17 protein-coding genes are annotated in these 20,632 nt (G+C 55.3%); 3 read left to right on the top strand and 14 right to left on the bottom strand.

All coding sequences use genetic code 11. The features are described 5' to 3' along the window. Positions 1–11 precede the first annotated feature (11 nt). The 14 genes from GQF03_RS12535 to GQF03_RS12470 form a co-directional block, all read right to left on the bottom strand. Positions 12–1,202: an acetate/propionate family kinase gene (locus tag GQF03_RS12535; RefSeq protein WP_161339622.1), complete on the bottom strand. Its 1,191-nt coding sequence runs from the start codon at positions 1,200–1,202 to the stop codon at positions 12–14. Beyond that, positions 1,199–2,593 (bottom strand): bifunctional enoyl-CoA hydratase/phosphate acetyltransferase, encoded by a 1,395-nt coding sequence (locus GQF03_RS12530; protein ID WP_161339621.1) that lies wholly within the window; start codon positions 2,591–2,593, stop codon positions 1,199–1,201. The genes GQF03_RS12535 and GQF03_RS12530 overlap by 4 nt, the downstream gene beginning before the upstream one ends. 33 nt (positions 2,594–2,626) lie before the next feature. Next, complete coding sequence (locus GQF03_RS12525) at positions 2,627–4,537, bottom strand: PHA/PHB synthase family protein (RefSeq protein ID WP_161339620.1); 1,911 nt, start codon at positions 4,535–4,537, stop codon at positions 2,627–2,629. 106 nt (positions 4,538–4,643) lie between these two features. After that, a complete protein-coding gene (locus GQF03_RS12520) occupies positions 4,644–5,405 on the bottom strand; it encodes an ABC transporter ATP-binding protein (RefSeq protein WP_161339619.1) in 762 nt (253 codons plus the stop codon). Further along, on the bottom strand, positions 5,402–6,256 hold the full coding sequence (locus GQF03_RS12515; RefSeq protein WP_162858478.1) for an ABC transporter ATP-binding protein: 855 nt from the start codon (positions 6,254–6,256) through the stop codon (positions 5,402–5,404). The genes GQF03_RS12520 and GQF03_RS12515 overlap by 4 nt, the downstream gene beginning before the upstream one ends. Continuing rightward, positions 6,253–7,188 (bottom strand): nickel transporter permease, encoded by a 936-nt coding sequence (gene nikC, locus GQF03_RS12510; protein ID WP_161339618.1) that lies wholly within the window; start codon positions 7,186–7,188, stop codon positions 6,253–6,255. Before nikC ends, GQF03_RS12515 begins: the two co-directional genes overlap by 4 nt. Further along, positions 7,185–8,243: an ABC transporter permease gene (locus tag GQF03_RS12505; RefSeq protein ID WP_161339617.1), complete on the bottom strand. Its 1,059-nt coding sequence runs from the start codon at positions 8,241–8,243 to the stop codon at positions 7,185–7,187. Before GQF03_RS12505 ends, nikC begins: the two co-directional genes overlap by 4 nt. A gap of 11 nt (positions 8,244–8,254) precedes the next feature. Further along, a complete protein-coding gene (locus GQF03_RS12500) occupies positions 8,255–9,802 on the bottom strand; it encodes an ABC transporter substrate-binding protein (protein WP_380743725.1) in 1,548 nt (515 codons plus the stop codon). A 200-nt stretch (positions 9,803–10,002) separates the two neighbouring features. Continuing rightward, positions 10,003–10,965, bottom strand: coding sequence for a 2-hydroxyacid dehydrogenase (locus GQF03_RS12495; RefSeq protein WP_161339615.1), 963 nt, complete (start codon positions 10,963–10,965; stop codon positions 10,003–10,005). A 1-nt stretch (position 10,966) separates the two neighbouring features. Continuing rightward, complete coding sequence (locus GQF03_RS12490) at positions 10,967–11,167, bottom strand: hypothetical protein (RefSeq protein WP_161339614.1); 201 nt, start codon at positions 11,165–11,167, stop codon at positions 10,967–10,969. Between the two features lie 11 nt (positions 11,168–11,178). Next, complete coding sequence (locus GQF03_RS12485; RefSeq protein WP_240958743.1) at positions 11,179–12,522, bottom strand: amidase; 1,344 nt, start codon at positions 12,520–12,522, stop codon at positions 11,179–11,181. A gap of 2 nt (positions 12,523–12,524) precedes the next feature. Further along, on the bottom strand, positions 12,525–13,889 hold the full coding sequence (locus GQF03_RS12480) for a TRAP transporter large permease (protein ID WP_161339613.1): 1,365 nt from the start codon (positions 13,887–13,889) through the stop codon (positions 12,525–12,527). Between the two features lie 41 nt (positions 13,890–13,930). Continuing rightward, complete coding sequence (locus GQF03_RS12475) at positions 13,931–14,518, bottom strand: TRAP transporter small permease subunit (RefSeq protein WP_162858477.1); 588 nt, start codon at positions 14,516–14,518, stop codon at positions 13,931–13,933. A 59-nt stretch (positions 14,519–14,577) separates the two neighbouring features. Next, complete coding sequence (locus tag GQF03_RS12470) at positions 14,578–15,687, bottom strand: TRAP transporter substrate-binding protein (RefSeq protein WP_161339611.1); 1,110 nt, start codon at positions 15,685–15,687, stop codon at positions 14,578–14,580. A 344-nt stretch (positions 15,688–16,031) separates the two neighbouring features. On the opposite strand from GQF03_RS12470, the gene GQF03_RS12465 reads away from it, so the two are divergent. The 3 genes from GQF03_RS12465 (at position 16,032) to GQF03_RS12455 (ending at position 20,605) form a co-directional block, all read left to right on the top strand. Continuing rightward, positions 16,032–18,476: a Lon protease family protein gene (locus GQF03_RS12465; protein WP_161339610.1), complete on the top strand. Its 2,445-nt coding sequence runs from the start codon at positions 16,032–16,034 to the stop codon at positions 18,474–18,476. Then, entirely contained in the window at positions 18,469–19,308 is an 840-nt protein-coding gene (locus GQF03_RS12460) for a hypothetical protein (protein WP_161339609.1), read from the top strand. The genes GQF03_RS12465 and GQF03_RS12460 overlap by 8 nt, the downstream gene beginning before the upstream one ends. A 73-nt stretch (positions 19,309–19,381) precedes the next feature. Further along, the gene (locus tag GQF03_RS12455) at positions 19,382–20,605 is read left to right on the top strand and encodes an amino acid permease (protein ID WP_206376405.1); all 1,224 of its coding nucleotides are present in this window, start codon (positions 19,382–19,384) and stop codon (positions 20,603–20,605) included. Positions 20,606–20,632: the final 27 nt, after the last annotated feature.

Genomic DNA, 20,632 nt, shown 5'->3' with positions numbered 1-20,632 from the left:
GAGATGCCTCGCTAATTCCCCGCCAGGAATAATTTCCGCGTTGCTTTCGCAATGACACTTTCCTCATCGGTCGGGATAACGGAGACGGTTATTGCGGAGGAATCCGTACTGATAATTGTTTTGTTGGCGGCATTGGCGCGATCGTCAAGTGCGATATCGAGCCAATTAAGATTACGGCAGATTTCAGCGCGGATAGCCGGGGAATTCTCGCCAATGCCGGCGGTGAACACGATGGCATCGAGGCCCTGAAGCGGGACAATGAGGGAGGCAATTTCACTTGCGGCGCGATAACAGAAGAGATCGACTGCTTCCTTCGCTTCCGCCCGGTCGCTTTCCAGAAGAACCTGCATGTTATTGCTGATGCCCGACACGCCGAGAAGGCCGGATTCGTTGTAGAGAAGGTGCTGTATCTGATCGGCATTCATGCCGCGTTCCTGCATTAAATAGAGAACTACCCCGGGATCGAGCGTGCCGCAACGGCTCCCCATAACCAGCCCATCGAGAGCGGTGAAACCCATGCTGGTTGCCACGCTTTTCCGGTTCTCTATGGCGCAAAGGCTGGCGCCGTTTCCAAGATGCGCAACAATGATCCGTCCGCCCGCGTCGTCACCAAGATGCTTTGTGAGTGCGCCGGAAATATATTCATAGGACAGGCCGTGAAAACCGTAGCGGATAACACCCTCCTCCATGAATCGTCTCGGCAGTGCAAAGAGTTCCGCCAAATGCGTCTGTGTACGGTGAAATGACGTATCGAAACAGGCGACTTGAATGACATTCGCATCACGGGCGAACAGTGCCTCGATCGGGGCGAGGTTATTGGGTTGATGCAATGGTGCAAGGGAATTGAAACCCTTCAGCTTTTCCAGCACTTCACGGTTAATCTGGACTGGCGCCGAAAAATCACGGCCGCCATGGACGACGCGATGTCCGATTGCAACAACCTCGTGTCCGTCGTCATGTTGTTCGACCCAGTCGAGCAAGTGCGCGGTTAACTCGTGATGATCAGAGGAGACGTCTATGGATCCAAGCGATCCTTTGTCCAGCTCCTGCCCGTTCCTGTCCACGGCCTTGAAAACAGGCGCGCGTCGAATGCTTTCGATCTTGCCGCGCACATGCGGCATGCCCGCAATTTCCGCAAGGGAATACAGAGCGAATTTGATGCTGGACGATCCTGCATTCAGGACAAGGACTGCCTCGGTCATGGTTTCACTTGCAGGAGATGATGCGCAAAAAGCTGGGCAAGCGCCGAGGAAGCGAGGCGGGACAGGGTGCCGTCCGCCCGGCTGGTAAGTATGATCGGCACCCGCGCGCCGAGCACAATACCGGCAGATTCGGCGCCGGCCAGATAGATCAGCTGCTTGGCGACCATATTCCCGGCCTCAAGATCCGGCACAACCAATATGTCGGCATCGCCAGCCACCGCGGAGGTAATTCCCTTCGCTTCCGCCGCTGATTTCGAGATGGCATTGTCAAAGGCAAGAGGGCCGTCAAGCAAGCCACCGGTAATCTGGCCGCGGTCCGCCATTTTACAAAGCGCCGCCGCATCAACGGTGGAATTGATCTTGGGATAAACCGTTTCGATTGCCGAAAGAACGGCGACTTTTGGCATATCGATCCCAAGTGCATGGGCGAGCTCTATCGCATTCTGAATGATATCCCGCTTGTCATTCAGGTCCGGATATATATTTATCGCCGCATCGGTGATGAAAAGCGGTTTCGGATAATGCGGTACGTCGAGAACAAACACATGACTGATGCGCCGTTCCGTTTTGAGGCCAAACTCACGGTCGACGACGGCCTCCATAATTTCATCCGTATGCAGCTTGCCTTTCATCAATGCCATGACGGTTCCATCGCGGACCATATCGACGGCCTTGCGGGCGGCGGCATGGCTGTGTGGAACATCGATAATCTTGACTGATCCGAGTTCCCTGTTCGCTTCCTTCGCTGCGGCGAGAATTTTTGCCGTCGGTCCAATGAGATAAGGAATAATCAACCCTTCTTTTGCTGATTCCAGTGCGCCGATCAGGGAGAGGGTATCGCAGGGATGCACGACAGCCGTCGGGATGGGATCCAGATCGTGCGTCGCCGCAAGAAGCTGCCGATATTGTTCGCCGGTTTCATGCAGATGGACCTCTGGCAGAAGAACACGCGGTCGGCGGACCTTTTCCGTTGGCGCGATCACTTCTGCCTCACCGTCTATCACAACCTCACCTTTCTGATTGGTACAATCGCAGGCAAGTATAAGACGATGTGCTTCGTCTATTTTCTCCTTCACGGTGACCCGCACGGTTACCCGGTCCCCCAAACCGACGGGTTTTAGAAAGCTGAGAGATTGTTTCAGATATATTGTCCCCGGACCCGGAAGTTCGGTTCCGAGAACCGCCGAGATCAGGGAGCCACCCCACATGCCGTGGGCAATTACCTTATGGAACATGTCGGACTTGGCGAATTCGGTATCCACATGAGCCGGGTTCACGTCTCCGGACATCACCGCAAAGAGTTCGATGTCTTTCGCCCCCAGATCACGAACTAACGTTGCCGTATCGCCAACGGAAATTTCGTCATATGTCCTGTTTTCGATATATTGCATGATCGGCCCTAAAAGGTCTGTGAGTGAACCCGCTTATTCCAGAAACACATATATTCCCGGCGCGTTTCCAACGATGTTGTATCCCATTTCTGCGAGTCCCATGGGTGGCGGCGACACCGGATCACCAGAATGCGCTTTCAGCCAGGTGCTGAACTCGGGCCACCAGGATCCGTCCTGTTCCGGCATTTCACCATACCACTCTTCCGGATCCCTATACCGATCGTCAATTTTATGAGTGCCGACGCGGTAATGACGGCGCGGATGCCCGGGCTCCGAAACGATGCCCGCATTGTGCCCGCCGTTTGTCAGCAGGAAAGTGATCTCAGTGTCTGCCAGCATATGGAACTTGAAAACCGAGCGCCAAGGGGCGACATGGTCATGTTCCGTGCCAACCGCAAAGATCGGAACGCGAATATCTGAAACCGTCACAGGACGGCCCTCAACCATAAAGCGGCCTTCTGCAAGATCGTTATTGAGGAACAGTTGCCGCAAATATTCCGAATGCATCCGGTAGGGCATCCGCGTCGCATCGGCATTCCACGTCATCAGATCATTCAGGACCGGCGCATCGCCCATCAAGTAATCATGAACGGACCGAGACCAGATCAAATCGCTTGAGCGCAGCAGCTGGAACGCGCCGGCCATTTGCTTGGTGTCGAGGAACCCCTGTTCCCACATCATGTCTTCAAGGAAGGTGATCTGACTTTCGTTGATGAACAGCATCAACTCTCCCGCTTCCGTGAAATCGGCTTGCGCCGCGAAAAGGGACAGGGTTTGCAAACGGTCGTCATGATCACGGGACATGGCGGCGGCGGCAATGGTCAGTAAAGTGCCACCAAGGCAATAGCCAACGCCGTGGACTTTTTGTTCAGGAACAATATTCCCGATCACATCCAGGGCCGTCATTATGCCGAGCTGCCGGTAATCATCCATGGATAAATCCCGGTCGTCAGGGTCCGGATTCTTCCATGAAATCATGAAAACCGTGAATCCCTGCTCTGTCAGGTATTTGACGAGAGAATTTTCCGGCGAGAGATCCAGAATGTAATATTTCATGATCCAGGCCGGAACGATCAGAACCGGCTCCGGCCGGACCTTATCGGTCGTCGGTTCGTACTGGATGAGTTCGATAAGCCGATTGCGATAAACCACTTTTCCCGGTGTTATCGCCAGGTTACGGCCGACTTCGTATTTCTGTTCGTCGGTGCGTTTCCGCCCGCTTATGGCCGCTTCGAAGTCCGCGACGAAATTCTGATAGCCGCGCACCAGATTTTGACCGTTCTCATCGATCGTTTTCTGGATAACTTCAGGGTTCGTGAGAAAATAATTTGATGGCGAGAAAATGTCGAGGATCTGGCGCGTCGCGAATTCGACGACTCTTTCATGCTGTTTGGTGACGCCACGCACCCCCGTTGTCGCGTTGTGCCACCATTGCTGGTTCATCAGGAAGGTTTGATGCAGCAGGTTATAAGGGAATGTCTGCCAAGCGTCGCCCTTAAAACGGCTATCCTGCGGTAGCGGCTCTATGCAGGGCACTGCCGTCCCATGGCATTGATCATTTTGTGCGCATTGGGCTGCATAATTCATGAGCCGGATACTCTTTTTCGCCGCTTTCTCCACAAGCTGGATTTGTTTTCCCGGCGCTGTGGCGAGGTGAAGGGCCCAATCGGCATAGGCCCCCGCAAGGGCGCTCGGCGACAGGCCGCCGGTAAAGCGGGCCGCTGTGGCATGCATCGACCGGTCGAGAATTTCCTGAATCGACGTAGAAAAATAGGAATCGCGTTCAAAAGGAGATACGGTTCGGTAATGAGGCGAAACGCTTTTGCCTGATGCTTCTTTTTTCGCCGCAGCCGGCAATTCGACCGACGCCAGCTTGGCGGGAACAGCGCCATTTGGGCCGGTTCGCGATTTACCCTTATTATTGGAGCGTGATTTCTGTGCCATGACAACTTCCATTCTTACATCCGACTTAGGAAGTATTGAAACTTGATCAATATAACGCAATCTTTTGCATTGCAGCATTGATCAGGATCAATCTGCGGGTCGCCCCTTATCCTGTCCGGCGTTTATAGCCGAGCGAGCTTTCAAGAAGATGGCGGGAATAAGGGTGCTTCGGTTTCATTTCCCGCATTTCCTCGACTGTCATCACCTCGACAATTTCGCCAAGCTGCATGACGGCAATTTTCTCACACATATGGCTGACAACGGCCAGATCATGTGAAACCATAACATAGGTGAGATTATGTTCGTGTCGTAAATCGCTCAGCAAATTCAGTATCTCGGCCTGTACAGATACATCAAGCGCCGACGTCGGTTCGTCGAGCAGCAGGATTTCCGGCTCGGGCGCGAGTGCGCGGGCAATGGCGACGCGCTGGCGCTGGCCACCTGAGAGCTGATGAGGATACCGGAATCGAAAGGCCGGGCCAAGCCCGACATCGGCCAGCAATTTTTCAATTCTCTCATCAACATCTCCAGCGCCGTGGAGCTTCAGCGTTTCACCCAAGACCTGATCAACCGATTGCCGTGGATGGAGGGACGCATAGGGATCTTGAAATACCATCTGAACTTTTTTGTAGAAGGCGCGGTTGCGTTTTCGGCCAAGTTCTTCCCCGGCAACCGCCATTGCGCCCGACCATGTCGGAGTGAGACCCACAATCGCACGGAGGATGGTGGATTTACCCGACCCGCTCTCGCCAACAAGGCCGAAGCTTTCTCCCTGGTTGACGCGCAGGCTGACATTTTTCACGGCATCGACGCGGCCCTCATTGATATCGAACCAGACACTGAGATTGTCGATCGAGATATGGCTCATGTGATACCACTCACGCTTTCCGACTCGGCCCATGCGGGATCGCGGCTGAGCACTTCCAGCCTCCGGCGGGGCTCATCCAGCTGCGGCAGCGATTTCAGAAGGCCTCTCGTATAGGGATGGGTGGCCTCGTGGAGCTTGTCGGCGGCGCAGGCCTCGACAATCCTGCCCGCATACATGATCAGCACGCGGTCACAAAAGGAGGAAACCAGATTAAGATCATGGCTGATAAAAATCAGGCCCATGCCGCGATCCCGCACCAGTTTGTCCATGATGTCGAGAACCTGCATCTGAACCGACACGTCAAGAGCCGACGTCGGCTCGTCTGCAATCAGGATATCCGGATCGGGTATCAGCATCATGGCAATCATTATGCGTTGTCCCATGCCGCCGGAAAGTTCATGCGGATAGGCGTTGAAGACCCTCAAGGGGTCCCGGATCGCAACGGCGTCCAACATCTCCATCGCTTTATCTCGCGCCAGCGCCTTTGATCCCCGGCCTGAGGTCGCATAGGCTTCCATCATTTGCCGACCGACCGTCATAACGGGGTTCAGCGAGAATTTCGGATCCTGCATGATCATCGAAATGCGCCGCCCTCGAACCTGTCGCATCTCCCGTTCGCTTAGCTTCATAAGATTCTGGCCATCGAGTGTTATATGGTTTGCCGTGACCTGTCCGGGGGGTCTGATCAGTCGTAATATGGCTCGGCCGGTCATGGATTTTCCCGAACCACTTTCCCCGACAATGCCGAGCCGTTCCTCGCCCAGCGAGAAAGAAATGCCCCGAACCGCGTCGAAAATGCCGTTTCTGGTCGGGAATTTAACCCAGAGGTTATCGACTTCCAATCTGGTCATGATCCGCTGTCCTTGGGGTCCAGTACGTCGCGAAGCCCGTCGCCCAGAAGGTTGAAGGCGAGACTCACCAGGAAAATGGCGAGTCCGGGAACCGTTGCGACCCACCAGTGATCAAGGATGAATTTCCGGCCCTCGGAGATCATGGCGCCCCATTCCGGCGAGGGGGGTTGCGCCCCGAGACCGAGAAATCCAAGTCCGGCCGCCGCTAGAATTATCCCTGCCATATCCAGCGTCACCCGAACGATCAGCGATGAGATGCAGAGCGGCCAGATATGCCGGGTGATAATCCGGAACGGGCCCGCCCCCTGCAGTTTTATGGCGCTGATATAGTCTGTATTCCGGATGGTCAGGGTTTCGGCGCGGGCGATGCGGGCATAGGGTGGCCAGGCAGTGAGCGATATCGCAATTACCGCATTTTCAATGCCGGCGCCAAGGGCGGCAACAAAGGCAAGGGCGAGAACAAGGCGCGGGAAGGCAAGAAAGATATCGGTGATCCGCATGAGGATCGTGTCGATCCAACCTCCGGCATAGCCTGCGACCGTACCCACAAAAAGCCCGGCAATGGGGGCGATAAGGGCGACGAGAATAACGATATAGAGCGTAATCCGCGCACCGTGAATCAGGCGGCTCAGGATATCCCGCCCCAGCGAATCCGTTCCAAGAAGATGCGCGTCCGTTCCAAGCGGTTGCAAGCGGTTTGCAAGATCCTGAACGAGCGGGTCGTGTGGTGCGAGAAGCGGAGCAAAAATAGCGATAAGCACCATCAGGGCCAAAATCAGCAGGCCGAACATGGCCATTGGGTTGGTGCGAAAGGAAAGCCACCCCTGGTAGAACGACGCAATGCGGGCATGGTTTCGCGATGTCGGGGTATCCGTCAGGAGCCAGGCGCGCCAGCCAGCGGTGTACCTTTCGGGTGAATTGAAGATACTCATTTCGCCCTCGGGTCAAAGAATTTGTAGAGAAGGTCTGAAAAGACATTCAGGCAGACGAAAACAAGGCCGACGACGACCGTTCCACCGAGAACGGCATTCATGTCGGCGGACAGAAGCGCCGTCGTGATATAGGAGCCGATCCCCGGCCAGGCGAATATGATTTCAGTAAGGACCGAGCCTTCAAGAAGGCCGGCATAACTGAGTGCAATCACCGTAATAAGCTGGACCTTAATATTTCCGAAGGCGTGGTGCCAGATCACCGCCCATTCAGAGAGGCCTTTCACGCGGGCTGTCGTGATATATTCCGCATTCATTTGTTCCAGCATGAAGGAGCGCGTCATCCGGCTGATATAGGCAAGACTGTAATAACCAAGCAGGGAGGCCGGCAGGATAATATGGCTCATGGCGTCCTTGAAAACGGTCCAGTTGCCGTCAAGAAGGCTGTCGACCAGAATCATGCCAGTGACCGATGGCACGACATCGACATAGAAAATGCCCACCCGGCCCGGGCCGCCGACCCAGCCAAGAATCCCGTAAAAAATCAGAAGGCCGACGAGACCTAACCAGAAGATCGGCATGGAATAGCCGATCAGCGCAACCAGGCGGGCCAGTTGATCGATCCAGCTTCCCCGCCGGACCGCGGCGAGTACGCCCAGAGGAACGCCGATAACCACGCCGATTATCGTCCCGAGCGTCGCAAGCTCCAGTGTTGCCGGGAAGACGCGTTTTATATCTTCAGCCACCGGCCGCGCATTCAGAAGCGACTGGCCGAAATCGCCGGACAGGATGTCGCGAATGTAATAGAAGAACTGAACAATTACGGGCTTGTCGAGCCCCATGGCCCGGTAGGCCGCCTCATAGGTTTCCTTGCTCGCCCGTTCGCCGACAATGGAGATCACCGGGTCTATCGGCATCACCCGGCCGATAATGAAGGTTACGAACAACAGCCCCAGCATCGTCGCGAGGATGGTGCCCATCGTCTTCAGAACGGGGATGCCGATAGTGGACAAGGGCGACTTGTTTCGCCCGTTGTCCGCTTCCGAATTTAATGCCATCTATGGTCCGGTTATTTGGTGACCGGCCAATAGGCAACCGCCGTGATAGCGCCGCCGAGATTAAGATTCTTCACATTGCTCCTGCGGCCGGTCTGTTCGATTTTCTGGAACATGACGGCGAAGGGGGCTCTCGCCTGGAATTCGCGCTGGATTTCTTCATACATCTTCTTGCGGACATCGCGGTCCCCTTCGATGACGGCCGCTTCCGTCTTCGCGGTGAGATCGCCCGGATCCCAAGCGTTCCGCCAGGCAAGGAGGCCGGTCGCTTTCGCGTCGTCTGAATTGTCCGGGTTATAAGCGAAGGTACCCGCATTTGTCTGCGGATCCGGGTAGTCCGGTCCCCATGCGCCGACATAGACATCAAGGTCGCGGGCGCGATAGCGGGTCAGCGTCTGCTTGCCCGTTCCGATGGTGATATTCAGCTTGATCCCGGCCTGAGCGAAGGTGTTCTGGATAGACTGGGCGATTTCGATACGTTCCTGCGCTTCGCGAACGCCTGCTTCTACTTCGAGATTCTCGACGCCCGCTTCTTTTAACAGGGCCTTGGCTTTCTCGAGATCAAATTTGTACGGCTTGTCCTCAATCGCCCCGAGATAGGTTTTCGGCAGGAAGGATTGATGCACCGTATATTGGCCCTTCAGGAAACTGTCCTGCATGCCGGTGTAATCAATCAGATACTTGATCGCTTCGACCACCTTCGGTTTGGAAAGGACCGGATGTTTCTGGTTAAGGGAGATATACATCAGGCGACCGCGAAGTTCGCTGTCTACCGACAGACCGTCCTTGCCCGTAATTCCTGCGACGTCTTCGGGATTGAGGTTCCGGGCGACGTCAATGTCTCCCTTTTCAAGGAGAAGGCGCTGCGTCGCGCTTTCCTGGATATGACGGACGATGACCCGCTTCATGGCTGGGGCGCCGAGATAGAAATCCTCGTTCGATTGAAGGGTGACGGATTCGCTCGGCTTCCAGCTGACGACCTTATAGGCGCCGGAGCCCGCGGAATTGGTCTTTAGCCATTCGTTTCCGAGATCGCCATCCTTTTCATGCGCCATGACAAGCTTTTTGTCGACGATGCCGCCGATCGTCGCCGTCAGGCAATTCAACACGAAGGACGTTGCGTATTTCTTGTCCGTCGTGATGCGGACCGTATTCCCCTCGGCAACAATCGTCTCGTTGATATTTTCCGGCGTGAATCCGAACTGTGTCAGGATAAAGGACGGGGTTTTTGCAAGCAGGACCGCGCGGCGAAGGGAGAATTCCACGTCTTCTGCCGTAACCGGATTGCCGGAATGGAATTTCACGCCCTCACGCATGGTAAATGTGATGGTTTTCCCGTCTTCCGAAACCGTCCAGCTCGTGGCGAGGTCGGGCTCATAGCCCTTCTCAAGGTCAAGCGGGTCGAAATTGACCAGGCGGCCATATACATTGCGAATAACATCGCTGCCGGCAAATTCGAATGATTCCGCTGGGTCAAGCGTTGTGATGTCGTCAATCCGGTTGGCGATTACCAGCATGTCCGGCGGCGTTTCCGCCTGTGCCTCATAAGCCGGTATTGCCATCGTCGTCGTTAGAAGGGTGAATAAGGCGCCCGCCGCCAGTTTCTTGAGATGTTTCATCGAATTTGCCTCTCTGTCGTTACGAAATGCATTTGCTTCCCGCGACTGTGGTCTCTGCCTTTTTTTGCCGGACAGATAACCACAGAAAAAGGTTCGCACTTTCATTCCACACTGTCGAGGAGAAATTAGGACTGATCGGGGAACTACAATTTGTCCCTGGGCGCCTTGCCAGCGAAAAAGGCATCAAGGTTGTCAAGGGCACGAAATCCCATGGCATCGCGGGTTTCAACCGTTGCGCTGCCGATATGTGGGAGCATGAAGACATTGTCGAACTCGGCGAAGGCCGGATTGCCGCCGGGTTCATTAACAAAGCAATCGAGCCCCGCCGCGTAAATCTTGCCCGATTTCAAGGCGGCAATAAGAGCCGCTTCATCGATCAGGGCGCCCCGTGCCGTATTGACGATCACGGCGTCGTCCGGGAGCGTCGCAAGTCGCTCCGCGTTCAGGATACCCTTGGTTTGTGGCGTTGCCGGGCAGTGAAGCGAGAGGAAATCGGACACCCGGAGAAGGCTGTCAATGTCCTCATGATATTGTGCGCCAACCTCCCTTTCCTTCGGCAGGCGGCTGCGGTTGAAATAATGGATTTCCATATCGAAACCCCGCGCTTTTTTCGCCATGGCCTGGCCGACACGGCCCATTCCGACGATGCCGAGCCGCTGACCGGTGACCTGCTTGCCGACCATGAAGGACGGGCTCCAGAAATTCCAGCTTGCCGAACGGACCATGCGGTCGCCTTCGACGGCCCGCCGCGCGGCGCCCAACATGAGAAGGAAAGCGAGCTCGGCAGTGGCATCCGAAAGGACATCCGGAGTGTTGGTGATGGTAATCCCGCGTTGACGCAGAGCCTCCAGATTACAGTGATCGACACCGACGGAATGATTGGCGATGATCTTGAGGCGCGGATCAAGCCGGGCTGCGACTTCCTCCGTGAACAGCTCCGAATGACAGGGGAGGATGGCGTCCACCTTCGCACTCATGGCGATGATTTCATCGGCGCTGTGCAGCCCATCTTCGTAATTGATGATGGCGTCGTAGTCCCGTACCGCCCTCTCAAGTGTTTTGTCGGACAGTTTGCGGGTGATCCAAAGAGTCGGTTTTCCGGGCATCCTACTTTCTTTTCCGCAAGGCGTCTTCCCACAGGTTGAACAGCGCCAGTGACAAGACGAATATCGCAATTATCCAGAACGGCAGTCCTCCCCAGAATCCGGCGAAACCGCTGGAGATACTGCTTGCGAGACCCAGGACGAAGGCGAACATCAGGGCGGTACCGATCACCCCGAGGATTTTCTTTTGAATATCCGACAGCATGGCTTTTCTCCTTACGCTTCGCCGAGTTTATTCTGCAGCCAATTGGCGGTCCGAAGCAAGCGATCATCCTGCTCGGACTTGGCGACCAGCTGCACGCCGATTGGCAGGCTGTTTTCTCCGACCAGCAGCGGGAGGCTGACACAGGGAAGGCCGCATAATGTCCAGATGGTCGAGAAAATCGGATCCCCGGTCCCGTTTCCGAACTTTGGCGCCTCTCCCGGTGCGCTCGCCGTCAGGACGGCATCATAGTCGTTGAAAAAGACCTCAAAATACTCATTGGCCGAGGACATGAATTCCAATGCCTCTTCATATTGGGAATGGCTGATCTGTCTGCCGCGCTCGACAATCGCTTGGAGATCCGCACTGATTTGCGCCCAATGTTTGCTGAACATCTCGTGCAGATGATCGCAGATTTCGTATTCATGGATGACGCGCTGCGCGTCCACGAAACCGCCGAACGCGCTTGGCACGGCAATTTTCTCAATCCGGTCACCGAGAGCCATCATAACTTCCTCGAGCCCTTCGCGGGCATCCAACGCGAGGCGGTCGTCGAAAGGAAGCTCAAGCCAGACGAATTCGGGTTCGACCGGCGCTTCCGCTTGGCAACCGTTCAACATGTGCGGGCGCGGGCGGGGATAACTCAGGCTGTCCGCCGGATCATATCCTTTGATCACGTCTGCAAGAAGGGCGACGTCTTCCAAGGTGCGGCCGAAAACCCCGACCTGATCGAGGTTCTTCGAGGTTTGTAAAATTCCGCGCCGCGAAATTACGCCGCGTGTCGGTTTGAACCCGTAGGTCCCGCAAAAAGATGCCGGCCGAATGACGGACCCATTGGTCTGCGTGCCGATTGCGAGTGGCACCTGAAACGCGGCAACGGCGGCGGCCGACCCGCTGGAGGAGCCGCCGGGGGAATGGGCAAGGTTATGAGGATTCTTCGTCTCGGCGGCGTGAACGAACGCAAGCTCGGTGGTGACCGTTTTGCCAAGAATGATGGCCCCCTGATCCTTGAGCCGCTCAACAATGGCCGCATCTGCACTGGGTTGCCTGCCTTTGAACACCGGCGTTCCGCGTTCCGTCGGAAGGTTTTGCGTGTCGATAATATCTTTGAGGCTGACCGGGACACCGTGCAAGGCGCCCATAGGTTTGCCTGCACGCCGCAGCTTGTCCATCTCCTCCGCCTGTGCCAATGCGGCGTCACGATCGATGTGAACCCAGGCTCCTATCTCGTCATCGGTCTCGTCGATCCGGTCGAGGCATGCCTGCACCAAATCGACTGACCGTAAAGTTCCTTCATGAATTTTCCGGACGGCCTCGGTCGCAGAAAGAGTATTCGGCATTGACAAGCTTTCGGTCATCGTCACGGGACATATTTCCCGAACAGGAAGTCAGGCAGCCAAAGGGCGATGCCCGGGAACTGATACATCAGCACCATGCACAGGATAACAATACCGAGATAGGGGATGATACCCTTGAAAATCTGTACCAGCTGAATGGCGTTGCGCAGCACACCTTTCAGGTAATAGGCGGACATGGCCATTGGCGGCGTCAGGAACGAGGTTTGAAGATTCAGCGCAACCAGCATCGCGAAGAAATAGGGATTGACGCCGAACGTGTCCAGCATTGGCAGGAAGATGGGAACGAAGATGATCAGAATTTCCGACCATTCGAGAGGCCAGCCAAGCAGAAAAATAATGATCTGCGCCATGACAAGGAATTGCCAGGGCTCCAGATTCATGCCGATGACCCAGTCGCTGATCAAGTCATGCCCACCGAGATAGGAGAATACCGAGGCAAATGTCCACGACCCGACAAAAAGCCAGCAGACCATGGCCGTTGCCTTTGCGGTCAGGAAGACACTCTCCTTAACCTTTTGCCAGGTGAGGGAGCGGTAGAGTATCGCCAGCACGAGTCCGCCTAGCGCACCCATCGCCGCCGCTTCCGCCGGCGTGGCCAATCCCCCGAGAATAGAGCCAAGAACCAACATGATCAGGACGGTCAGCGGCACGAAGGAGACAAGCAGGTCGAGGTAGATTTTGCCAACCGGCGGAATATCCTCCCGGTTCGGTTTCGGCGCGATCGACGGCTTGATAAGGACGCGGACAATAACATACAGAACATACATGCCGGCGAGGATAAGGCCGGGGAAAACGGCAGCGGCGTAGAGCCGGAGCGGGGAAAGCTCGGCGATTGCCGCATAGACGATCAGCATGATCGACGGCGGGATCAGAATACCCAGTGTTCCGCCTGCGCAAATAACGCCCGAGGCAAACTCCTTGTCGTAATTCGCCTTCGCCATGGCCGGAAATGCAAGCAATCCCATCAGCGTGACAACAGCGCCGACAATGCCCGAAGCCGTAGAGAAAACGGCGCAGGTTATCAAAGCCGCGATGGCCATGGAGCCGGGAAGATTGCGTGCGGCCATCTGCAGGGAGAAAAACAGCCTGTCAACGATATTGGCCCGCTCCACAACATATCCCATGAACAGGAATAGCGGAATGGCGACCAATGTGTCGTTCTCCATCACCGAGTAGGTATTCTGGTTGAGAAGATAGAATATATTGTTGTTGTAAAGATCGGCGAAGGTTTCGATCCCGCCCTGATAGTAGGCATAGTAACCAAAGCCGACCCCCATCGCCAGAAGCGTGAAGGCAATGGGGAAGCCCAGCAACACCAGCACGATGAAGAGGCAAAGCATGAAAATGGCGACTTCAGGGTTTGTCATGGTCGATTCTCAACATAATTACCGGGGAATGAAGGCATCGATTATTTACGGGTTTCGGACATATGCATCAGCATGTCTTCCGTCTCCCGAACGTCCTCAAGACGGTCCATCCATTTGCCGTGCTTGATTGCTTTCCAGCAACGCATTATCTCGGCCAGGCCTTGTAACATCAAAAGAAAGCCCGCCACCGGTATGAGGGTTTTAAAGAAGTAAATCTGAATGCGTGCCGGACTGTTCCAGCTCACTTCCTTGTAACGCCAGCTGTCGGCGGCAATTTCCGCTCCAAACCAGAAAAGCGCCATCATGCCGGGGAAAAAGAAAAGAATATACAGAACGAAGTCAATTCGCGCCTGCCATTCGACGGGGAGCAGGCGATAAAGAACATCGCCGCGGACATGGGAGTCCTGCGCCAGCGCGTAAGGACCCGCCATTAGAAACAGCGCCCCGTACATCTGGACCATTACATCAAAAGCCCAAACCGTAGGGGAGTTCAAAACATATCGGACAAAGACTTCGTAGGACACCGACAGCGTCAGCAGCATGATGCACCAGCCGAACGCGCGACCCACCCAGAGGCTCAGTCCCTCAATCGCGTAGATGAACTTCGTCACCCGTACCTCCCGAAACATATCGGAGAAAAAACCGAGGACTGATTTGCAGTCCTCGGTACTTCATGCAGTTTTCAGCCTCAGGAGCCGAAATAATGCTTGTAGGCGAGCTTGTAATCGGGCTGATTGAGGTTCAGATAGCCCATCACATTCTTCGCATAGGCCATCTGTGAATCAATGACCTTGGCAAAGAACGGGTCCTCCCCGCTGATGCGTTTTATAACAACGTCCCAGCCTTTGAGCTGCTCCGCCATGACGTTGTCCGGTGTCCGGTATACATTGACACCCTGCTCATCGCGAAGCTTGTTGAGATCGTCAGCGTAGCGTTTCGTGTTATGCCAGTAGAAGTTCGAATTCTCTGCCTCCGACGCATATTTCAGGATAGACTGAAGCTCCGCCGGCAGGCTTTCGTACTTCTTCTTGTTGAAGGTAATTTCGAAAAATTCCTGCGACTGATGGAAAGAGGCGAGGTGGTAGAATTTCGAAACGTCCTGCATGCCGAAGTCCCGGTCCGAGGTCGGGTTGTTGAATTCGGCCGCATCGATCAGGCCGGCTTTCATCGCCGGTTGAATTTCACCGCCGGGAAGCTGAACAACCGACATACCCATTTCAAGAAGAACATCCGCGGCGAGGCCTACAGTGCGATACTTCAATCCCTTGAGTTGAGATACGTCCTTGATCTCTTCCTTGAACCATCCAAGCGGCTGTGCCGGCATCGGACTATTGAAGAAGGAAACAACATTCAGGCCGAGATTGCTCATGAGTTCGTCGAACAATTCCTGCCCGCCGCCGTAATTAACCCAGCCGAGCACTTCCTGGGATGACCAGCCGAAGCAGGGGCCGGTTCCGAAAAGCGAGGCGGTCGGTGATTTCGAATACCAGTAGGCCGGCACGTAATGTGCGGCGTCAAGAACGCCGCGGTGCACCGCGTCCTGCATCTGACTGGTTTTTACCACGGAGTCTACTGGCAACAGATCGATCTTGAGGTCGTTGCCTGCCATGGCGTGGACCCGGTTTACGTATGACTGGGCATTCTCAAGGAAAATACCGCCGCCCCAAGCCGCTTGCATTTTCAAAGTAATAGGTTCCGCACGAGCAATTGCCGGCGCCGCGACGGTGCCCGCTGTTACTGCGGCAGCTAGCGCACTGCCTTTTAAAAATTTTCTGCGACTAACGGATTCTTTGGTCATTTTTTACCTCCCTGCAAAAATGGCCATATTTGTATGTCTCAAATATTGGCAATAAAACTAGACCATATTTTCCTAATATTCCGCAAGTCGCGAATACGCGGAGACGTTCCACCATATGAAATTTACATGATATTCTGTGGATTTAATGCGCCGACCGAAGTTTCAGGCGCGAGTCACTAAAAAGATAGGCACGAAATACCGCCTGATCATCGTCGCCACCAAAGCAGCCAAATATATAAACGAACGGCGGGTCGCCCTGTTTTGCTTGCTCATTGATTTGGCTCATATTGAATGGCAGATATTATGCTAGAGTCAGATTGTTGAACAGAGGGAAGGGCTAAGTGATGGCTGAACACAAGGCGTTGTCGGCGTCTGAATTATGCCGCAAGTATGATCTTGCGGCGCTTGGGTTCAAGGACACCTCTGAACTTGAGGATCTGTGGGAGCCTCTCGGTCAGGACAGGGCCGTCGAGGCTATACGTTTTGGCATCGGCGTTCGCCATCAGGGCTTTAATTTGTTCGCGTTCGGCCCCGCCGGCGCCGGCAAGACCGAGACAATCCTGCGGTATCTGGAGCCCGAAGCGGCGGCGAAACCCGTTCCCGACGATTGGTGTTACGTCAATAATTTCGCCGAACCGGATCACCCAAAAATTTTGCGCCTGCCGGCTGGTCGCGCGAAGGAACTTGCAAGGCAGATGGAAAGCCTTGCCGAGGAAGTCCGGGTGGTGATCGCCGCCGCCTATGAGAGCGAGGACTACCGCACGCGGCTTGATGTCATAGTCGAGCAATTTAAACTGAAGCAGGAAGAGGCCTTTGAAGAGCTTCAGAAAAAGGCCGGTGAGAAAAATATTGCGCTTGTCCGCACACCGATGGGGCTGGCGCTTGCTCCCGCTCGCGGAGGGAAAGTCATCGATCCAGCCGTTTTCTCGAAGATGCCGGGCGAGGAGCAGGAGCAGATCAAGAAAGACATCAGCGAACTTGAAGGGGACCTCCAGACCGCCGTCCGCATGCTGCCGGAGTTGGAACGCGAACAGCGCCGGGAGATTATCAAGCTCAACCGGGAGGTGACGAGCTTTGCCGTTGATCATCTGATCGATGAAAATCGCGAGAAATGGAAAGACTGCACGGCAGTCGTCGAATTTCTGGATGAAGTCCGGGATTACGTTATCAATCACAGCGATGTTTTCCGGCTGAGTAAGGATGAGGCGGTTGAAACGGCCCCCGCTCAGGTGGCCGCGAATATCGCCATTCAGCAGGACCGGGTCATTGGCAACTGTCAGGTGAATGTCCTGGTCAGTCACGATGCCAAAGGCGGCGCCCCGATTGTTTATGAAGACAATCCGACGGTTGAGAATTTGCTGGGGCGGATTGAACACCGCTCCGAATTCGGCTCGCTTGTGACCGATTTCCGTCTGATCAAGGCGGGTGCCCTTCACCGCGCAAACGGGGGATATCTTATTCTCGATGCCCGCCGACTATTGTTTCAGCCCTATGCCTGGGAAACGCTAAAACGTGAATTGAGAAGCCGTGAAATCCGGATTGAATCGCTTACGCAGATGATGTCGCTCGGCAGTATGGTAAGCCTTCAGCCCGAGACAATTCCCCTGGACATCAAAGTCATTCTTATTGGCGATCCGGTTCTTTACTATCTGCTCAGCCAGAACGATCACGATTTTCACAATCTTTTCAAAGTCCCGGTTGATTTTGATGATCGGCTTCCCGTCACGGATGACGCGGTTACGCTTTACGCGCGATATGTTGCCACGGAAGCACGCAAGAAACAGCTGATGCCGCTCAAGCGCAATGCAGTGGAACAGGTCATGCAGCGCATGACGCGCCTTACCGGCGATACGGAACGCCTCTTGAGCCATACCCGCTCGCTTTCCGATCTTTTATCGGAAGCGGACTATTGGGCTTCCTCCCGCGGGGCAAAGCAGATAACCGGGGCGGACGTCGATCAGGCAGTCAAGGCGCATATTTACCGGTCGGACCGGTTGCGGGAACGCACGCAGGAGCAGTTCGAGCGCGGCACGATGATGCTGGACACCGATGGCACAAGGGTGGGGCAAATTAACGGCCTGTCTGTTCTCCAGCTTGGCGATTTTGCCTTTGGCCGACCGAGCAGAATTACAGCGCGGGTACATCTTGGTCGCGGCCGTGTGGTAGATATCGAGCGGGAAGTGGAGCTTGGCGGACCACTGCATTCGAAGGGCGTGCTGATCCTTTCGAATTTCCTCGCGGCCCGTTATACGGAAGACAAACCGCTGTCGTTGACGGCGAGTCTCGTTTTCGAGCAATCCTACGGCGGTGTCGATGGCGACAGCGCCTCGTCAACTGAGCTATATGCACTCCTCTCGGCCTTATCGAAAGTCCCGATAAAGCAATCTCTCGCGGTCACAGGGTCAGTCAACCAGTTTGGCGAGGTGCAGGCCATCGGCGGCGTAAATGAAAAGATCGAGGGATTCTTCGATTTATGTGATTTTCGCGGCCTGACCGGAGAGCAGGGCGTGCTTATCCCAAAAGCCAATGTCAAACACCTGATGCTTAAGGACGAGGTGGTCGCCGCGGCCGAAAAGGGACTTTTCCATATTTATGCGGTTGCCAGCATCGACGAAGGGATTGAAATTCTGACAGGAGAAAAAGCCGGTGAATTGAATGATTCCGGCAATTATCCGGTGGATTCCATTAACGGAAAGGTCAAGGCGCGGCTGGAGGCTTTCGCTGATGCCGCGCGACGCTATGTCAAATCCACGGAGGACGGGAAATCTGCGGGGCCGGAAAATGGCTGAGCTTGCGCCTCCGAAATATCGCCGGGTTTTGCTCCAGATCGACGCGGCGACGCATTGCCGGGAAACGATGGGAGCGGCCATTGAAATCGCGGCGCGCCTCGGCGGCGAGTTGCGGGGTATTTTTATCGAGGACAGCGATCTTTTCACGGTTGGCGAGCTGGATTTTATACGCGAGTTTCGCCTCTCGTCTCCCATTGCGCATCATCTTGACCGCTTAACCTTGGAGGCGCAGCTTCGCGCAATGGCGCGTAGCGTCCAGCGACAGTTGGAGCAGGCGGCGCGTCATCGCAAGATTACCGTCGGGTTTCGCGCCCTGCGCGGCGAGGGGTGGCGCGGTGACATAGGAGAGTGGGGCGACGCCGATCTGGTCATCCTGGAATGTACCGGGCGTCTTCATGCCCGAAATTTCCGGGGACGTCTCAGCAGTCGTGAGGCGATAACGGAATTGCTTCACCCGACCCTGTTGCTGAAGGGCGCCAAAAGCTTGCAAGCGGACGTCACGGTTATCTGCGATTCCCTTACTGCCGCAAAGCAGGGAATTCTGGCGTCCGTCACGCTCCTTGGTGCCCCGGCGGGGAAAATTACCCTTCTTCCCGTCGGATTGAACGATGAAGACTGTGCGGAACTTGCGACGATCGCCCAGCAATACAGCGGGGAAAAGCAGGGCACGCCTCGAGTGGCGCCTGTCATGACCGGAGGTCCAGAAGTTATTGAGGCCATTTCTCCGGTAGATTGCACTGTCGTGATGATGGTCGGCGGGGCATTTCTGGAAGATCCGGCATGTCAGGAGGCACTCCTTATAAGCCGTCATCCGTTGCTTTTCGTCCGGTGACCATGGCAGATAATTACATCCTTCAGTCAACCGTTTTAGGAACGGGGCAGTTGTGGAAAAAATGGAAAAGATCGTGACTGCGAAAGTCCCTGTCGAGCTCAAGCGAAAGCTCACCCTTCCGCTATTAACGCTTTATGGGTTGGGCGTCACAATTGGCGCCGGCATATATGTGTTGGTCGGGACAACGGCGGCGCGCGCGGGTATATACGCCCCCATCTCCTTTCTGATTGCGGCCGGCGTCGTTTCATTTACCGGGTTCGCTTACGCCGAACTTTCCACGCGACATCCAGTCAGCGCCGGCGAGGCCGCTTATGTAAGGGCTGGGTTTAATTCCTCGACCCTGACCCTTGTCGTCGGATTGCTGGTGGCCGCGTCGGGTATCGTATCGTCGGCGGCGGTCTCTATCGGTGCGGCGGCATATATTGGCGAGATCGTCCCTGTGCCGCCGACCGTGATCGCGGTGGCCGTTATCCTGATCGTTGGTGTGATGGCGGCCTGGGGAATCCTGGAATCGGTAATGATTGCGGCGATTTTCACCCTGATCGAGATGGGGGGGCTCATTCTCGTCATATATTATGGCGTCAGCGCCGATCCGGAAATTCTGTCAAGGACGGCGGAATTGCTGCCGCCTTTCGAGATTTCGACCTGGGGCGGTATTATTTCCGCGAGTCTGCTGGCGTTTTTTGCGTTTGTCGGGTTCGAGGATATGGCCAATGTCGCCGAAGAAGTTGTCGAACCGCATAAAACGCTGCCGCGCGGCATCTTTCTTACCCTTCTGATCGCCTCCATCCTGTATTTTCTCGTCGTTTCGGTCGTCGTGCTCGTCGTGCCGATGGCGGATCTTGCCGGCTCCGCCGCCCCGCTTGCGCTCGTCTTCGAAAAATCCGGGGACACGACAGGGGGCATTTTTCGGACGATTGCCATTGTCGCCACGACAAATGGCGTGCTTATCCAGATTATTATGGCGTCACGCGTGTTATACGGCCTGGCGATGCAAAAGAACCTCCCGTCGTTCCTTGCGTCGGTTAGCCCGGTCACGCGGACGCCGCTTGTCGCCACGGGCGTTGTCGTCGCCTTGGTCCTGGTTTTCGCGACGCTCTTGCCGATCGCCCGGCTGGCGGAGGCCACATCCACTATTGTTCTCATTGTCTTCTGTTTCGTGAATCTCGCGCTGATCCGGTTGAAGCGAACAAGCCCGTCGCCCTCAACATCCGTTTTCGTCGTACCAATTTGGGTGCCAGTGCTTGGACTACTTTTCAGTATCGCACTTTTATTGACCGGCTTCCTTCCTGTTTAGCGCGTCAGGCGGCCAAATCGAAGACGA

Source organism: Sneathiella chungangensis, from assembly GCF_009882935.1.
Lineage (GTDB): Bacteria > Pseudomonadota > Alphaproteobacteria > Sneathiellales > Sneathiellaceae > Sneathiella > Sneathiella chungangensis.
Note: the sequence above shows the minus strand (reverse complement) of the source record. Positions and strands in the feature narration are given on the sequence as shown.

Excerpts from the sequence above, each read along its gene's own strand:
- GQF03_RS12535 (WP_161339622.1), bottom strand. The coding sequence starts at position 1,202 with ATGACCGAGGCAGTCCTTGTCCTGAATGCAGGATCGTCCAGCATCAAA.
- GQF03_RS12530 (WP_161339621.1), bottom strand. The coding sequence starts at position 2,593 with ATGCAATATATCGAAAACAGGACATATGACGAAATTTCCGTTGGCGAT.
- GQF03_RS12525 (WP_161339620.1), bottom strand. The coding sequence starts at position 4,537 with ATGGCACAGAAATCACGCTCCAATAATAAGGGTAAATCGCGAACCGGC.
- GQF03_RS12520 (WP_161339619.1), bottom strand. The coding sequence starts at position 5,405 with ATGAGCCATATCTCGATCGACAATCTCAGTGTCTGGTTCGATATCAAT.
- GQF03_RS12515 (WP_162858478.1), bottom strand. The coding sequence starts at position 6,256 with ATGACCAGATTGGAAGTCGATAACCTCTGGGTTAAATTCCCGACCAGA.
- nikC (WP_161339618.1), bottom strand. The coding sequence starts at position 7,188 with ATGAGTATCTTCAATTCACCCGAAAGGTACACCGCTGGCTGGCGCGCC.
- GQF03_RS12505 (WP_161339617.1), bottom strand. The coding sequence starts at position 8,243 with ATGGCATTAAATTCGGAAGCGGACAACGGGCGAAACAAGTCGCCCTTG.
- GQF03_RS12500 (WP_380743725.1), bottom strand. The coding sequence starts at position 9,802 with ATGGCAATACCGGCTTATGAGGCACAGGCGGAAACGCCGCCGGACATG.
- GQF03_RS12495 (WP_161339615.1), bottom strand. The coding sequence starts at position 10,965 with ATGCCCGGAAAACCGACTCTTTGGATCACCCGCAAACTGTCCGACAAA.
- GQF03_RS12490 (WP_161339614.1), bottom strand. The coding sequence starts at position 11,167 with ATGCTGTCGGATATTCAAAAGAAAATCCTCGGGGTGATCGGTACCGCC.
- GQF03_RS12485 (WP_240958743.1), bottom strand. The coding sequence starts at position 12,522 with ATGACCGAAAGCTTGTCAATGCCGAATACTCTTTCTGCGACCGAGGCC.
- GQF03_RS12480 (WP_161339613.1), bottom strand. The coding sequence starts at position 13,889 with ATGACAAACCCTGAAGTCGCCATTTTCATGCTTTGCCTCTTCATCGTG.
- GQF03_RS12475 (WP_162858477.1), bottom strand. The coding sequence starts at position 14,518 with ATGTTTCGGGAGGTACGGGTGACGAAGTTCATCTACGCGATTGAGGGA.
- GQF03_RS12470 (WP_161339611.1), bottom strand. The coding sequence starts at position 15,687 with ATGACCAAAGAATCCGTTAGTCGCAGAAAATTTTTAAAAGGCAGTGCG.
- GQF03_RS12465 (WP_161339610.1), top strand. The coding sequence starts at position 16,032 with ATGGCTGAACACAAGGCGTTGTCGGCGTCTGAATTATGCCGCAAGTAT.
- GQF03_RS12460 (WP_161339609.1), top strand. The coding sequence starts at position 18,469 with ATGGCTGAGCTTGCGCCTCCGAAATATCGCCGGGTTTTGCTCCAGATC.